11 protein-coding genes and 1 pseudogene are annotated in these 13540 nt (G+C 66.0%); 5 read left to right on the top strand and 7 right to left on the bottom strand.

Annotated features, from left to right (window positions below):
• From AC1DIX_RS26575 to AC1DIX_RS26565, 3 genes and pseudogenes are all read left to right on the top strand, one after another.
• A pseudogene (locus AC1DIX_RS26575) lies at positions 1–242 on the top strand (hypothetical protein); the annotation flags it as partial.
• A 101-nt stretch (positions 243–343) separates the two neighbouring features.
• Entirely contained in the window at positions 344–2002 is a 1659-nt protein-coding gene (locus AC1DIX_RS26570; protein ID WP_477328277.1) for a VRR-NUC domain-containing protein, read from the top strand.
• Positions 1999–4269, top strand: coding sequence for an ATP-dependent DNA helicase (locus tag AC1DIX_RS26565; protein WP_477328276.1), 2271 nt, complete (start codon positions 1999–2001; stop codon positions 4267–4269). The genes AC1DIX_RS26570 and AC1DIX_RS26565 overlap by 4 nt, the downstream gene beginning before the upstream one ends.
• Here the strand turns inward: AC1DIX_RS26565 and AC1DIX_RS26560 are convergent.
• The 7 genes from AC1DIX_RS26560 to AC1DIX_RS26530 form a co-directional block, all read right to left on the bottom strand.
• Positions 4266–5012, bottom strand: a complete 747-nt coding sequence (locus AC1DIX_RS26560; RefSeq protein WP_477328275.1) for a LytR/AlgR family response regulator transcription factor — start codon at positions 5010–5012, stop codon at positions 4266–4268. The genes AC1DIX_RS26565 and AC1DIX_RS26560 overlap by 4 nt on opposite strands.
• Positions 5013–5016: 4 nt before the next feature.
• Positions 5017–6117 (bottom strand): sensor histidine kinase, encoded by a 1101-nt coding sequence (locus AC1DIX_RS26555; protein ID WP_477328274.1) that lies wholly within the window; start codon positions 6115–6117, stop codon positions 5017–5019.
• Positions 6118–6130: 13 nt separating this feature from the next.
• On the bottom strand, positions 6131–6853 hold the full coding sequence (locus AC1DIX_RS26550; protein WP_441933870.1) for a LiaI-LiaF-like domain-containing protein: 723 nt from the start codon (positions 6851–6853) through the stop codon (positions 6131–6133).
• Complete coding sequence (locus AC1DIX_RS26545) at positions 6843–7250, bottom strand: LiaF transmembrane domain-containing protein (protein WP_441933872.1); 408 nt, start codon at positions 7248–7250, stop codon at positions 6843–6845. The genes AC1DIX_RS26550 and AC1DIX_RS26545 overlap by 11 nt, the downstream gene beginning before the upstream one ends.
• 177 nt (positions 7251–7427) lie before the next feature.
• Positions 7428–7604 (bottom strand): hypothetical protein, encoded by a 177-nt coding sequence (locus AC1DIX_RS26540; protein ID WP_477250543.1) that lies wholly within the window; start codon positions 7602–7604, stop codon positions 7428–7430.
• Between the two features lie 19 nt (positions 7605–7623).
• Positions 7624–7797: a hypothetical protein gene (locus AC1DIX_RS26535; protein WP_477250545.1), complete on the bottom strand. Its 174-nt coding sequence runs from the start codon at positions 7795–7797 to the stop codon at positions 7624–7626.
• A 241-nt stretch (positions 7798–8038) separates the two neighbouring features.
• Positions 8039–11014: a TonB-dependent receptor gene (locus AC1DIX_RS26530; protein WP_477328273.1), complete on the bottom strand. Its 2976-nt coding sequence runs from the start codon at positions 11012–11014 to the stop codon at positions 8039–8041.
• Between the two features lie 228 nt (positions 11015–11242).
• Here AC1DIX_RS26530 and AC1DIX_RS26525 point away from each other — a divergent pair, with 228 nt between their 5' ends.
• Both AC1DIX_RS26525 and AC1DIX_RS26520 read left to right on the top strand, forming a co-directional pair.
• A complete protein-coding gene (locus tag AC1DIX_RS26525) occupies positions 11243–12205 on the top strand; it encodes an N-acetylmuramoyl-L-alanine amidase-like domain-containing protein (RefSeq protein ID WP_477328272.1) in 963 nt (320 codons plus the stop codon).
• A gap of 376 nt (positions 12206–12581) precedes the next feature.
• On the top strand, positions 12582–13540 hold a 959-nt coding region (locus AC1DIX_RS26520), incomplete at its 3' end, for a nucleoside-diphosphate sugar epimerase/dehydratase (RefSeq protein ID WP_477328271.1).

Below are 13540 nucleotides of genomic sequence, written 5' to 3'. Positions count from 1 at the left end.
GCATCGCCCCGCGCGACGCCCCGCGCGATCCGCCACGCCTGGCCGCCCACGCCGCCGCCAAACCGGCGCCGCGGACCGTGGCGGCCAGGGCGCCTGCCCACGCCGAAACGCGCCGCGGCCGCCAGGCGCCGTCCGCCAAGCCGGCCCAGGACGCGGTCGATACCGACGTCGCCCTGATCTCGGCCATCATCCAGCACGCCAGCAAGCGCCAGGAAGCCGAGGACGCCGCCAGCAAGCCTTAGCAAGCTTGGCAAAAGAGCACGCCGCGGTAAAAAAGCCACACAATGGCTGGGTAAAGTCATGCCGCGTCGCTATACTGTACAAAGCTACAGTATGGTGCGACATGAACAGGGTTCTGGAAAACGAGTTTTATTATCTGGATAATTTCCAGCGCGTTCTCGACTGGATCGCCCAGCGCTACGCCGATCTGCTCGACGACGGCGAGCAAGCCTTCATCCAGGCCTTCGCCCAACTGCCCCGCCCCTCCCAGGCCCTGTTCGTGCGCATGGTGATGCGCAAGGGCAGCCTGTTCCGCGCCTCGAAGATGAACTATCCGGAGATCGGCTGCCCGCTCGCGGCCGCCGAGGCGCTGCTGCCGACCGGCTGGATCGCCCTTGATCCGGTGCTGGACATCGCCGAGCTGTTCGAACTGCTGGTCAAGCCCGAGATCGTCGAGGCCTTCGGCTTGACGGCGCCGCTGAAGGCGGCGCGCAAGGATCAGCAGCTGGAAGCGCTGCGCGACGGGCATGCCGAAGCGCGCCCCTTCTCGCAGTGGTATCCCGGTTCGAAGGACACCCTGTTTTCGATCGCCGTGAAGGCGCTGTGCGACCGCCTGCGCCTGCTCTTCTTCGGCAACCTCCACCAGGACTGGACCGAGTTCGTGCTGTCCGACCTCGGCCTGTTCCGCTACGAGCAGGTGGAATTTTCGGAAGCCTCGCGCGGCTTCCGTTCGCGCCAGGACATCGAACATTACCTGCAGCTGCACGCCTGCCGCGAACGCTTCGAGACGCTGGAGCCGGGCTCCCCGGAATTGCGCGAGCTGGTGCAGGAAGTGCCACGCCACAGCTTCGGCAACGACTGGCTGGACAGCCGCCGCGAAAAACTCTTGTACCGCCTCGGCCAGCAGCTCGAGAAGGACAAGGATTGGGAGGCCGCCCACGCCGTCTATGCCGGCTGCCGCTTCCCCGGCGCCCGCTCGCGCGCCATGCGCGTGCTGGAGAAGGACGAGAAGTTCGACCAGGCTTATGCCCTGTTCTGCCAGGCGAACGAGGCGCCGGAAAACGAAGCCGAGCGCCAGCACCTGCTGCGCATCGGCCCGCGCCTGGCGCGCAAGCTCGGCCACGTCACGCCGAAGGCGCGGCGCACCAGCAAGGCCGCGCGGCTGGACCTGAACCTGCCCGTCCCGAGTGGAGAATCGCGGGTCGAAGGCGTGGTGCTGGGCCACCTGCACCGCGACGAAGCGCCGGTCTACTACGTCGAGAACACGCTGGCGAATACCCTGTTCGGCCTCTTGTGCTGGCCGGCTGTGTTCGCGGCGATTCCCGGCGCCTTCTTCCACCCCTTCCACCGCGGTCCGGCCGACCTGTACAGCCCCGACTTCCACCAGCGCCGCGCGCGCGAGTTCGAGGCCTGCCTGGCGCGCCTGGACGACGGCAGCCACGTCGACGCCATCCTCGCCACCTGGGAAGACAAGGCCGGCATCCAGTCGCCCTTCGTGGCCTGGGACTGGCTCGACCGCGAGATCATCGAACTGGCGCTGCGCTGCATCCCGGCCGCCCACCTGAAGCTGTGGTTCCGCCGCATCCTGCAGGACGTGAAGGACAACCGCACCGGCTTCCCCGACCTGATCCAGTTCTGGCCGGGCGAAGGCCGCTACGACATGATCGAAGTGAAGGGTCCCGGCGACCGCCTGCAGGACAACCAGCTGCGCTGGATCGACTATTGCGCCGAGCACGGCATGCCGGTCACGGTGTGCTACCTGCAGTGGCAGGAGGCGGCTTGACCGCTGCCGCGAAAGGATACACGGTGGCGGTGCGGGCGCTGTGCGAGTTCACCGCCAAGCAGGGCGACCTCGACCTGCGCTTCACGCCCTCGCCGACCGCCCTCGAAGGCATCGCCGGCCACGCCGTGGTGGCGTCGCGGCGCGGCGAGCATTACCGCGCCGAAGTCGGCTTGGCGGGCGACTACGGCCTGCTGCACGTGCGCGGCCGCGCCGACGGCTACGACCCCGACCAGAACCTGATCGAGGAGGTGAAGACCTTCCGCGGCCGCTTCGACAGCATCCCCGACAACCACCGCCACCTGCACTGGGCCCAGCTGCGCATCTACGGCCACCTGATGTGCGAGCAGCTCGACATGGAGGCGGTGAACCTGGCCCTGGTCTACTTCGACATCGGCAACCAGCAGGAGACCGTGCTGCGCGAGACCCGCACCCGCGCCGAGCTGAAAGCCATCTTCGACGACCATTGCGGCCGCTTCATCGCCTGGGCCGAACAGGAGATGCGCCACCGCGAAGGACGCAACGCGGCCCTCACGAACATGCGCTTTCCGCACGCGGATTTCCGCCCGGGCCAGCGCCAGCTTGCCGAAGCCGTGTTCCGCGCCAACGCCGCCAAGCGATGCCTGCTGGCCCAGGCCCCGACCGGCATCGGCAAGACCCTCGGCACCATGTTCCCGGCCCTGAAGGCGGCGCCGAAGGAGAACATCGACAAGCTGCTGTTCCTGGCCGCGAAGACGCCGGGACGCCGCCTCGCCCTGGATGCGGCGGCGACGCTGAAAGCCGGCGCCACGATTCCCTTGAGGGTGCTGGAACTGACCGCACGCGACAAGGCCTGCGAGCATCCGGACAAGGCCTGCCACGGCGAATCCTGCCCGCTGGCGCGCGGCTTCTACGACCGTCTGCCGGCCGCGCGCGGGGCATGCCTGGACGCGCCGCTGCTGGACCGCGACGCCCTGCGTACCATCGGCCTCGAACACGATGTCTGCCCCTACTACCTGGGCAGCGAGATGGCGCGCTGGAGCGACCTGATCGTCGGCGACTACAACTACTGGTTCGACGGCGGCGCCATGCTGTACGCGCTGGCGCTGGAACGCGGCTGGCGGGTCAGCGTGCTGGCCGACGAGGCCCACAACCTGGTCTCGCGCGCCCGCGGCATGTACAGCGCCTCGCTGGCGCGCGGCAGCCTGCGCGCGGCCCGTGCCGTGGCCCCAGCCGGCGTGCAGAAGCCGCTGGAAAAGCTCGGGCGTGCCTGGCTTGACGCGGGGAAGTCCGCGCCCCTGCCCTACCAGGTATTGGAGGCCATCCCGCAGAAGCTGCTGGACAGCCTGCAGAACGCCACCAGCGCAATCACGGAGCACCTCGCGGAACACATGGCGGGATCGGCGCTCGATCCGGCCCTGCAGGAGTTCTACTTCGACGCCCTGCAGTTCCTGCGCCTGGCCGAGAGCTTCGGCGAGCACTCCATGTTCGACCTCACGCGCGCGGACCAAAGGGACACCGTGCTCGCCATCCGCAACCTGGTGCCGGCGCCCTTCCTGAAGCCGCGCTTCGAACTGGCCCATTCGACCACCCTGTTCTCGGCCACCCTGAGTCCCTGGCATTATTTCGCCGACCTGCTCGGCATGCCCGAGGACACGGGCTGGATCGATGTCGATTCGCCTTTCGTGGCCAGCCAGCTGAAGGTCGAGGTGGCGCGCGGGATCTCGACGCGCTACCAGCACCGCATGGCCTCGCTGGCGCCGATCGCCGACCTGATGGCGCAGCAGTACGCCCAACAGCCCGGCAACTACCTGGCCTTCTTCAGCAGCTTCGACTACCTCGAACAGGCCGCCGACATGCTGGCCCGGCGCCATCCGGAGATCCCGGCCTGGCGCCAGTCGCGCCGCATGAGCGAGCTGGAACGCACTGCGTTTCTGGACCGTTTTACCTCCGAAAGCAGAGGAATCGGTTTCGCGGTGCTGGGCGGCGCCTTCGGCGAAGGCATCGACCTGCCGGGGGCGCGCCTGATCGGCGCCTTCGTCGCCACCCTCGGCCTGCCCCAGGTGAATCCGGTCAACGAACAGCTGCGCGAACGCCTGCAGGCCATGTTCGGCGCCGGCTACGACTACGCCTATCTCTATCCCGGCCTGCAGAAGGTGGTGCAGGCGGCCGGCCGCGTGATCCGCACCGAGCAGGACCAGGGCACGGTCTGGCTGATCGACGACCGCTTCGCGCGGCCCGAGGTGCTGGAGCTGCTGCCGCGCTGGTGGCACGTCCACACCACGAGCTAACGCATCGACTCCCTGAGTTTTTGATAGCCGCTGCGGCTCACCGGAATCCGCGCCCCGCCGCGCAGCACCGCGCAGTGACTGTCCTTGCCCACCGCATCGATGCGCTCGATGGCGGCCAGGCTGACGATGTAGGAACGATGCACGCGCAGGAAGGCGCCGGGATCGAGCTGCTCCTCGAGCTCCGACAGGCGCTGGCTCTTCAGCCAGGGCTTGCCGCCGGCGACCACCTGCACGTAATCGTCCTGGGCCTCGATATAGTCGATGCTCGCGGCCGGGATCACCTGCACGCGGGCACCGTCGCGGATCAGGATGCGCTCCAGCGGCACGCGGCGCCGCGCGGCCTCGGAGGCGGCGGCGACGGCTTCCCGCGCCGCGGCGCCGGCCTGCGGACTGCCGATGCGTTCGCGCGCATGCGCCAGCGCCTGCCCGAGCCGCTCGCGTGTGAAAGGCTTGAGCAGGTAGTCGAGCGCATGCACCTCGAAGGCGCGCAGCGCGAACTGGTCGTAGGCGGTGACGAACACATACTGGCTCTTCGCGCCGGCCAGTTCGACCACTTCGAACCCGTCCAGCTTGGGCATCTGGATATCGAGGAAGACCAGGTCCGGCGCCAGTTCGGCGATCGCCTTGACGGCCTCGAAACCGTTGGCGCATTCGCCGACGATCTCGACGCCTGTTTCCGTCTCCAGGTACTCGCGCAGCACCGCCCGCGCCAGCAGCTCGTCGTCCACGATGATCACCCGCATGCTTCTACGCCTCCTGTTCCACGTTCAGTTCGACCGGTTCGGCCGGCAACGCCAGCTCGACCCTGAATGTATTCCCTTCCCTGCCCCAATGCACGCTGGCTTCGATGCCATAGGCCGCCGCCAGGCGCCGCCGCACGTTCTCCAGGCCGGTGCCGGTGCCGGTGCCCGCATCGATTCCCTTCTTGCAGGGCGTGTCCGGATCGACGTCGTTCTCCACCACGATGCGCAGCAGCGAGCCGGCGCGCACCGCCTTGATGCGCACCAGGCCGGGTTCGATCATCTGGCCGATGCCGTGCTTGACCGCGTTCTCCACCAGCGGTTGCAGCAGCATCGGCGGCACCAGGCAGGCCTCGGCCCCGGGGCTCACCTCGGCCTCGAAGCGCAGGCGCTCGCCGAAGCGCACCTGCTCGATCGCCAGGAAGTCTCGCACCAGGGCCAGCTCCCTGTCCAGCGCCACCTTGCGGTCGGCGTGCAAGCCCAGGCTGAGGCGGAAGAAGCCGGCCAGGCGCAAGGTCATCGCGCGCGCCGCGGCGGGGTCGATCGAGGTCAGCGCGCTGATCGAATTCAGGCTGTTGAACAGGAAATGGGGGTCGACCTGGGTGCGCAGCATGCGCAGCTCGGCGTCCTGGGCCATCAACCGCGTCTCCAGCTCGCGGGTCTCGAGCTGGCGCACGCGCTCGGCTTCGATCAGCAGGTAGTTGACGGCGGCCGCCAGCCCGTACAGGATCACGCCCAGCGCGAACATGGTCGCCAGCCGCGCCGCATCCAGTTCGATCGCCATCCCCGCCGGCGCCAGCGCGCGTATCAGCGCCGCCCAGGCCGAGCCGATCGCGCACCACAGCAGGGCCGCGCAGCTTGCCGTGGCGCCGATGCCGCCGACGATCGCGGCCGGGTGCTTCTGGCCGATCGGGTAGGCGCGGCACACGTAGTAGGCCGAGAACGCGGTGGCGTTCGCATACACGATCGCCATCGGCACCGCGAACATCAGGCTGGCGCCCCAGCCCGCCCCGCCGGCGGCCAGCAAGGCGCTGGTCGCCAGGCCCAGCATCAGCCAGGCCAGCAGGTAGAGCAGCGCCGCATACCACCGCGAGATCACCCCGTGCATGCCGCGTGCGCCTTCAGTTGCGGACCTCGACGCCGCCCATGATGGCGTAGCCGGTGACGACCAGGCGCTTGCTGTTGTCGGGCGGCCGCGCGGTCTTTTCCGTGAAGCCGCCCATCACCGGCGTGCCGTGCAGGATCACGGTCCATTCCGGCGGGACCTTGATCGTGATCCCTCCCCAGACCGCGAAGACGTTGATCACGGCTTCGGTGGCCAGGGTCGCTTCGCGCAGGTCGAGCTCGCAGCCGCCCATGATCGCGGTGATTTCGCCGCCGCGGAAGTCGGGCGCGCTGACGCGGCGTTCGAAGCCGCCGAGGATGGCGGTGATGTCGACCACGTTATCGCTCTTGGCGTCGTCCTTGGTGTAGGGAGTGGTGCCGACATGCACGACGCGGCCGCCGCCGAGCGTGCGGAACACGATCAGGCCGCCCATGGCGATCATCACCAGCGGCCAGAAGGTGCGCCAGCTGATGAACTCGTAGCCGAGGCGGTTGCCCAGCATCGCCACGCCGATCGCGACCAGGACGATGCCGGTGACGCGCCCGCTGCGCGGCCCGTCGCTGCACAGGGCCACCAGGCCCGAGGCGATGAAGGCCAGCGGCCAGAAGAAGATCACGTGGCGCAGGTAGATGATGTTCAGGTTATCGAGCAGGAACAGCACGCCGAAGGCCGCGACCAGCAGGCCGATCACGACCTGGGCCGAGACGCGCGAGTTGGAGCGGGTGGTTTCATTGGCCATGGCGGTCTCCCTGCTTCTCGAAGCAGCCGTTGCGGCCGCGGTCCGGATTGGCGCCGAAGCGGCGCTCGGCGATCGGCTTCACGGCCATGCCGATGCCGCCGACGATGATGAACAGCGGCCAGCTGTTGAACCAGTTCAACCCGAACAGTCCCTCGAACACGGCGAACAGCCACAGGCCGATGAAGACGGTCCACAGGCCGCCCACGAATTCGCGCGCGCTCGGATAGCCGATGGTCTGGTTGATGCCGACCACGACCAGCAGCAGCGGCGCGTAATGCCACAGGTGGTCGATCTCGTAGACGTCGAACTGGTCGAGCAGGAAGGCCACGCCGAGGCCGATCAGCAGCAGGCCCCACAAGACCTGGCGCCGCAGTTGATAGGATGCTTCGCTGTTCATATGTCCTCCAGGTTGGAATGAGGACAAGATAACCGGGACGGCGCGGACAGCGGAAGGGGTTTTCGGTGAATGGCGGACAAACGGCGGCGAACGGCGCGGGCGGCGGCGAACGGCGAAAAAAAACCCGCCGCGTTGCCGGGGCGGGCATGGCGACGGGTCGCCGGATTCAGCGTTCCGTCACGGTGTGGGCGAAGCCATGACCATGGTCGGCTGGCCCTTCTGCTGGTTGCGGTACTTGGCCCTGGCGATGGCCTGCTTGACCGCTTCGCGGGCGATATTGGTCTTGCGGATCTCCGCACGTTCCTTCTTGCCGCGGTGCTGGGCCACGTGTTTGCTGCCGATTTTCTTGGTCATGCTGTTCTCCTGTGATGTCTCATGAACGGGACGAACCCATCTTGTCGTCGTCGCGCGAGTCCATCAGCATGCCCCAGCCGAGCTGGCGCCGGATCTCTTCCGGTGTCGGCGGCGGTGCGCTTTCCTTCGTCCGGCGCTCGAGGTACTCGCGCACGAGGTGCTTCGGTGGATGGCTCGTCGTTGGCATTGACATGGGCTACCTCGCTTCCCGAAAGGCGTGGAATCTGGTGCCGATCCTCGAGGCGACCGGCTGACCTGTTGAGGTGGTTGAAGTCCTGCGGAAGATCGCTGGCGTCCTCACTCAACGCCTCCATCTTATCGAATCGCCCGCGTCCGCACCGTTAGGTGACGCACACTGTGCATGCGGCCGGGTCCTAGGCGAAAAAAGGGGAGCCGGAGCTCCCCTTTTCATGCTGCGTCAGGATTAGCGAACCTTAGAACTTGTACTTCAGGTTCAGGTAGTACTGGCGGCCGCTGACGTCCAGTTTCTGCTGCTCTTCCTCGCTGTAACGGTACTGCGCGCGGCGCACGTTGGTCAGGTTGGTTGCATCGAAGGTCAGCACCAGGTTCGGCGTGATGGTGTAACTGGCGTTGAAGGCCAGCGTGGTCACCGGTGCCGCCATGGTCGGCGCCGACGGCATCAGGATGCCGTTGATGTTCGACAGGCCCTGGCTGTTGGCGTTGGCGGCCGGCGCGGTACTGGTGTTCACGTACTCGCTGCGGTAGTTCGCCACCAGGCGCGCCGACAGGCGGTCATTCTCGAAGTAGCCGCCCAGGTTGGCCGCCCACTCGGAAGCGCCGACCATCGGACGGCCGTCGTCGACCTTGGTCTTGGCGCGGCTCACGTTCGAGGTGAAGCCGAAACCGGTGTTCCACAGCGGCTGCTCATACGAGATCTCGAGGCCGGCGATGCGTGCGCCCTGCTGCGACGACGTCTGCACCTGGAAGGTCTTGACCAGCGAATCCTTCGGGTCGACCAGGGCGATGCTGTCGGTGCCCACGCCGGTCTTCGCATAACCGTCGATCTTCGAGTAGAACACGTCGACCGCCACCAGCGAACGCTTGGCGAAGAACCAGGACCAGGACGCATCCAGGTTGGTTGCCGTCATCGGCTTCAGGTTCGGGTTCGGGCCCGTGACCGTGCAGCCGTTGTCGCTGCAGGTCGGCGTGCCGTAACCGGCGCCGTACAGGTTGTAGTTCTGGCGGCCGAGGGTCTTGCTGGCGCCGAAGCGGGCCAGCATGTCCTTGTTCAGCTCGTAGCGGATGTTCAGGCTCGGCAGCACATTGGTGAAGGTGCGGTCGGACGCCAGCTTGTAATAGATCAGGCCGGCCAGCGGGTTGAACTTGGTGTCCTTGTTGGTCTGGTCGTCGTAGTACGGCTGCGCTTCGCCGACGTCCGTGATCGCGTTCGGGAAGCCCGGGCACGGGATCGGCGCCTGGCCCGGGGCCGAGCGCTGGCAGACCCCGATACCGATCGGCATCGGGATGTTCGCGTTCACGCGGGTACGGACATAGCGCACGCCGACGTTACCCGACCAGCGCTCGCCTTCCAGGTTGGCCATCACATAGGCCGCGGTCTGGCGCTCGCGCATGTCGAGTTCGGACGAGATGCGGCGCTCCCACTGGTCGGTGGTGGCCTTGGTGTTGGCCTCGAAATAGGCCTTCATCGTTTCCGGGCTCATGGTCCAGCTGGTGTTGTCCCAGCCGGCCGGGCCGCCGAGTCCGTTGCCGAAGTCGGACGGATACGGGATGAACGAGGTCACGCCCATGGTGCTGGTGTCCAGCGGGGTGCGGAATGCCGGATAGCGGCGCGCGCTGTCGCGGTGGTGGTCGGAGAAACGCGCGCCGGTTTCGATCGACTGCACCCAGCCCTTGTCAAGGCGGTATTCGGCGTCGATCTGGCCGCTGTGCTCCTTGTCGTTGGTGACGATGCCGGACGCTGCGCGGCCGCTCAGCACGTAGCCGCTGCCGTCGGCGTTGCGGCCCGGGACGTTCGGGCCGGTGCCCAGCCACTGCACGTAAGGCGCTTCGTCGACCTCGCCCAGGCGGTAGGACACGCCGGTGCCGTAGCGCGAATAGGTCAGGCCCTGGTCGAGGCCGGTCTTGCCGACGCCCTTGGTGGTCGACAGCAGGGTCTTGACGGTCAGGTCCTGGCTGACGCGGTACTTGGCGTCGAGGTCGAGGAAGGCCGAGGTGGCGCGCGCGCCGTCGCGGTAGGCGCCTTCGGTCTCGCCGATGTACTGCGGGGTGGTGCCCGGCGCGTAGACGATGTCGGCGGCCTTCAGCACTTTCAGCTGGTCGCCATACATCGTGGTCTCGGTGACGATGACCGGGTTCTTGATCGTCGCATAGACGCGCTGGCCGTTCGAACTGGTCGGCGCGGCACCGCCCTGCAGGCCGCCGCGGCCCAGCAGCATGCTGAACATGGCGCCGGCGTTCAGGCGGCCGTAGTTGTTCGCATTCATGCCGGAATGGAAGCCGGTCATGGTCACGTCGAGGTCCTGGTTCGGCTTGAACTGCAGCGAGAACATGCCGCCCTTGCGGTCGCGCACGCCTTCGACGAACTCCATGCTCATCGAACCCGGGATACGCACGCCATTCAGGTCGGCGGCCTTGTAGCCGCTACCCTTCAGCGACTCGTCGGTGATGCCCAACATGGTCGAGGTATTGATCACGTCCCAGCCGCTGCCGCCGCTATAGGCGAAGCGCGAGACGGAATCGCGGCGAACATAGCGCTTCTCGGCGAAGCCCTGGACGATAAAGCCGAAGGTGCCGGCCTCGTTCTTCCAGTTGAACATCGCGTTCAGGTCGGGCGCGCTCTTGCCCGGCAGGTCGGCGTAGCTGGCGCCGCCGCTGATCACGCCGCCGAAACGCTCTTTCTGCGCCAGCGGCTTGCGGGTGGTGACGTTGATCGTGCCGGCCAGGCCGCCATCGACGATATTCGCCTGCGAGGTCTTGTAGACCAGCGCCTGGTTCAGCACCGAGGACGGCATCAGCGACAGGCTGGTCGAACGGCTGCTCGATGCCTGGTCGGCGACGTACCAGTCGCCGCCGGAGACGGTATGGCCGTTGAAGATGATGAGCGACATGTCGGGGTTGGTACCGCGCATCGACACCTTTTCCGCTTCGTCGTAGTCGGTGCGCACCGCCACGCCGGGCAGGCGCTGCAGCGAGTCGGCCAGGTTCTTGTCCGGCATCTTGCCGACGTCCTCGGCGGTGATCACCTCGACGTTGGCGGCGGAATCGCGCTTGACCGCCAGCGATTTCGCCATCGAGGCGCGAATGCCGGTGACTTCGACGGTCTGCATGGTGGTGGCGCCGGCCGAGGCGTCCTGCGCCAGCGCGGGAATTGCAGCCAGACCCAGCACTGCCATCGATACAGCGGCCGCGAGCGGCTTCTGTTTGAACATTCTCACTCTCCTGAATAGTTTTCCGAGGGCAGGTGTATCCCTGCCGCGCGCACAGTATTGACGAGCAAGAAACTTTTGAATAATGATTAGTATTGGAGAATCCATAACCCTAGGGAATGATTGCTGTCGGGTGAGAACGGCGGGTTATACTCGCCCGCATAATTTTCATTTCGCAAACACACGCCCGCCACGGTAGCGTGGCGCTTTGCATCCGCTACCGGAGACTCCATGCGTTACGCCTGCCTGCTGTTCGCCGCCGCCCTCGCCGGCTGCGCCACCCCGTCCGCGCCGCCCTCCACCGCGGCGAAATCCGCCACGCTCCAGCCGCAGGCCACGGCGCCGATCGAGACCATCCTGCAGAAGCAGCTCTACCAGATGAGCCCGGTCGAAGCGGGCCGCTACGTGGCCTGGGTGCACCAGGCCGAGCCCGACCTGCGCAAGCGCATCGCGGCAATCGGCCGCAAGAACATCGGCCAGCCCTACGACCTGAACCTGCTCGGCGAATTTCCGTTTGAAGTGCACGACAACCTGCCGATGTTCAGCCTCGATCACAGCGACTGCGTGGTGTTCGCGGAACACACTTACGCGATGGCGCTGTCGCAGTCGTGGGAAGAATTCTTCTGGATGCTGCAGCGGATCCGCTACCGCGACGGCGTGATCGGGGTCGCCACCCGCAACCACTACACCGAGATGGACTGGAACGTGGCCAACCGCTGGCTGGTCACCGACATCAGCGCCGAGCTGGCCGGCCCCACCGGACCGGCGTATTCGATGACGGTCGACCGCGCGCGCTTCCTGAAGACCCGCCACCACACCGAGAGCAATATCCCGGTCGAGACCAGCCGCCAGGCCTATGTGGCGAAAGACCAGGTGGCGGCCATCGCCGGCCAGTTGCAGGAAGGCGATTTCGTGAACGTGATCTCGACCCGCAACGGCGAGTACTGGGCTTCCCACGTCGGCCTGGTGGTGCTGGGCCCGAACGGCGAGCGCCACTTCCTGCACTCGTCCGAACCCCAGGTGCGCGAAGAGACCTTCGAGTCCTTCATCGCCCGCGCCGCGGCGCGCGAGGAACGCAACCGCAAGGAAGGCAAGAACGGCCAGGTGCTGGCCGGCTTCAAGTTCCTGCGCCTGAACGACAACATCGTGGTGCCGCCGATGGCGCCGCAGCCTCGTCCCGGTTCGGGTGCCTGATCCACCACCCGCTGCGGCGGGCCGCTCATCCCCTCCACGGGCCGCTTCATGCGGCCCGTTGTCTTTTCCGCTTCCGTATTTCTTTCCTATTTGTGCAATCAAGAAATTAATTTAATTGAGGAATTAATTTCCCATTTTCACAATAACGGCGAAAGATTTAATTCCCTTATGCCGGTTGAGCACAGTCAAACCCGTCAATCTTTGCGAACTGGATAATAAATTTACTCAGCAATAAGCAATCTAAACAGCGGTATTTTTTATTCTTTCCGAAATTATTTCCGCTTAATAAGAAATTAAATCCAAAACACAGCGCCTTTTAGCCTGGCGATATCCGCGAGAAAAAGATAACCCGCAACCACGCAGCCTTTCCGAGATCATGCCCAAGCTAAATCAAGGCCTTGTCAGCCAGCTTTGCGCCAGGATGGTGTCCCTGCACCGCAGGACGAAAATCGCCATGATGGTCAGCGCCGACCTGATCGCGCTGCCATTCTGCTTTCTGGTCGCAATGCTGTTACGCGGCGGCGATCTGAAACTTGCTTCCCATTTCGGCCCCGCCTCCTATGTACTGGTTGCCGTGGTGACGATTGCGGCATTTTCCGTCTCCGATCTTTATCGCGCCGTTATTCGATTCATTGACCAGCGTCTATTGGGCGTTACGGGACTCGCACTCGCGGTCGCCATTTTATGCGCCTATATCGTGATGTTCGCAATTAACGAGGAGCGCTTTCCGCGCAGCGCATTGGCGATTTACTGGTTTATCGTGTTTTCCTATGTCGTCGCTTCCCGGGTCGGCATGCGCAATTTCCTGCGAAAGCTGAATGCCCAGCAGCGCTGCGCCGCCGAAGTGGTCGCCATCTACGGCGCCAGCGAAGCCGGCGCCCGGCTGGCCCAGGCCATGCGCGGCAGCGACGAATACCGCCCGGTCTGCTTCTTCGATGAGAAGCACGCCCTGAGCGAGCGCAACGTCGCCGGCCTGCGTGTCTTCCATACGGACCGCCTGGCCGAGATCGTGCAGGCGATGGCGATCCGCTCGATCGTGCTGGCCCTGCCCTCGGTATCGCCGGAACGGCTGCGCGACATCATGCAGCGCCTGGCCCAGGCCGGCGTCAGCACCAAGATCCTGAGCCGCCTGGTCGACCTGGCCGACGACAGGGTCAGCCCGCGTGAAACCATCCGCGAACTGAAGTTCGAAGACCTGCTCGGCCGGCCGCCGGTGCCGCCGCGCATCGACCTGTTCGCCCGCTGCGTGCGCGGCAAGTCCGTGCTCGTGACCGGCGCCGGCGGCTCCATCGGCAGCGAGCTGTGCCGCCAGATCGTGACCGTCGCGCCGAGCCG

It is taken from the genome of Massilia sp. 05N420 (genome assembly GCF_056397205.1).
The sequence above is the reverse complement of the archived record's forward strand: the minus strand, read 5'-3'. Positions and strand labels throughout refer to the sequence as shown.